The 2517-nt window shown below is 41.4% G+C and carries 3 protein-coding genes; all 3 read left to right on the top strand.

All coding sequences use genetic code 11. The features are described from left to right. On the top strand, positions 1–581 hold a 581-nt coding region (locus ACESK1_RS13035; RefSeq protein ID WP_372920608.1), incomplete at its 5' end, for an NADH:ubiquinone reductase (Na(+)-transporting) subunit D. Positions 582–600: 19 nt separating this feature from the next. After that, entirely contained in the window at positions 601–1215 is a 615-nt protein-coding gene (gene nqrE / locus ACESK1_RS13030) for an NADH:ubiquinone reductase (Na(+)-transporting) subunit E (RefSeq protein WP_372920607.1), read from the top strand. Between the two features lie 16 nt (positions 1216–1231). Then, positions 1232–2517 (top strand): NADH:ubiquinone reductase (Na(+)-transporting) subunit F (gene nqrF, locus ACESK1_RS13025; protein ID WP_372920606.1); only part of this gene is annotated, 1286 nt, incomplete at its 3' end.

Genomic DNA, 2517 nt, shown 5'->3' with positions numbered 1-2517 from the left:
GTATTTGTTCGGCACTTGCGATCACCGTACAGTTGGAACCAGCTGTGGTTATGGCAATTGCGGTTGTTGCGGTTATGGCATTTAGTAACATGATTATATCTATGTTACGTAATATGATTCCAAGCCGAATCAGGATTATTGTGCAACTTGTTGTAGTGGCATCTCTTGTGGTATTGGTGGACCAGATATTAAAAGCTTATGCTTATGATGTAAGTAAACAGCTTTCGGTATTTATCGGTCTTATTATTACCAACTGTATTGTAATGGGACGTCTTGAGGCATTTGCTCTTGGAAACGGGGTTTACAAATCCTTCCTGGATGGTGTTGGAAACGCTGCCGGTTATGGGCTTATTCTTATAATTGTGGCTTTTTTCCGTGAACTTTTAGGTTCAGGTAAATTATTTGGTTTCGAGGTCTTGGGCCATAAAGGCGCAACCCTTGCTGAATCTACCGGCCTTTATTCTTTAGGATACGAAAACAACGGATTAATGCTCCTTTCCCCAATGGCTCTTATTGTTGTAGGGCTGATAATCTGGGTTCAGCGTGCACGTAACCGTAAACTGATTGAAGAAACCAACTAACAGCTAAAAAAGAATAATAATGGAATATGTAAACTTATTTGTAAGAAGTATTTTCATAGAAAATATGGTTTTTGCTTACTTCCTGGGGATGTGTTCATACCTGGCAGTATCTAAAACTGTGAAAACAGCTGTTGGTTTAGGAGCTGCAGTAATATTTGTACTTGCTATGACGGTACCAATTAACTACTTGCTGGATACCTACCTGCTAAGACCGGGTGCCCTGCAATGGCTGGGGGCCGAGTACGCCAATGTTGACCTGAGCTTTCTTAGCTTTATCATGTTTATCGCGGTAATTGCCTCTATGGTACAACTGGTAGAAATGGTTGTTGAGAAATTTGCCCCTGCTCTTTATGGTGCACTGGGTATCTTTCTTCCGCTAATTGCGGTAAACTGTGCCATTCTTGGTGGTTCGTTATTTATGCAACAAAAGGATTTTGGCGCGATCACAGAAGCCATTACTTATGGACTTGGAAGTGGTATAGGCTTTTTCCTTGCAATTCTTGGAATTGCCGCCATCCGCGAGAAAATAGCTTACTCAAACATACCGGCTCCGTTGAAAGGCCTGGGAATAACTTTTCTTATTACCGGTTTAATGGCTCTTGGTTTTATGAGTTTTATGGGAATTAAAATATAACCGAAAAAGTAGGATTATGACAGTTGTAATAGCAAGTGTAGTAGTATTTTTAGTATTGATCCTTTTGCTGGTTTCCATTTTGCTTGGAGCCAAAGCCAAACTCGCACCATCAGGACCGGTGACTATAAATATTAACGGAGAAAAAGATATGGAAGTAGGTTCGGGAGGAACACTACTTTCCACCTTAGGTGATAATAAATTATTTTTACCTTCTGCCTGTGGAGGTGGAGGAACCTGCGTTCAATGTAAATGTATCGTTTCTGAAGGAGGAGGAACTATTCTTCCTACCGAGAAGCCGCACTTTACCCGTAAAGAGATTGCACAGGGATGGCGCCTTGGATGCCAGGTAAAAGTAAAAGAAGACATGAAGATCCAGATTCCGGAGGAGATTTTCGGAATCAAGAAATGGGAGGCTACCGTAACGAGAAACTACAACGTAGCATCTTTTATCAAGGAATTCGTTGTTGAAATTCCGGAAGATATGGATTACAAGGCCGGTGGTTATATCCAGATCGAGATCCCTAAATGTGAGGTGAAATATAGTGATATTGAAATCACAGCACACCCCGACGAACATCCGGGAGAGCCTGATAAATTCAAACAGGAATGGGATAACTTTAAACTTTGGCCTCTCGTGATGAAGAACCCTGAAACAGTGGAGAGAGCCTATTCTATGGCTTCTTACCCTGCTGAGGGTCGTGAGATCATGCTAAACGTACGTATAGCTACTCCGCCATGGGATAGAGCTAAAGACGGCTGGATGGATGTAAATCCTGGTATTGCTTCATCTTATATTTTCTCAAGAAAAGAAGGTGATAAGGTAATTATTTCAGGGCCTTATGGTGAATTCTTTATCAACCCAAGTGAAGCAGAGATGCTTTATGTTGGTGGTGGTGCCGGAATGGCTCCTATGCGTTCTCACCTTTACCATTTATTCCGCACCCTTCAAACCGGAAGAAAAGTGACTTACTGGTATGGTGGTCGTTCGAAGAGAGAATTGTTCTATACTGAGCACTTCAGAGCATTGGAAAGAGATTTCCCTAACTTTAGATTCTTCCTTGCACTTTCTGAACCAATGGAAGAAGATAACTGGAAAGTTAAAAAGGATCTTGATGATGAAGGAGACGGATTCGTAGGCTTCATTCACCAGGTGGTGATCGATAATTATTTGAGCAAACACGAAGAACCTGAAGAGATCGAATTATATTTCTGTGGACCTCCATTGATGAACAAAGCTGTTCAGAAAATGGGAGAAGACTTTGGTTTACCCGATGAGAATATTAGATTTGATGACTTTGGAGG

The sequence above is a fragment of the Salegentibacter sp. genome (assembly GCF_041642575.1).
Lineage (GTDB): Bacteria > Bacteroidota > Bacteroidia > Flavobacteriales > Flavobacteriaceae > Salegentibacter.
This window is presented reverse-complemented; position numbering and strand designations above follow the sequence as displayed.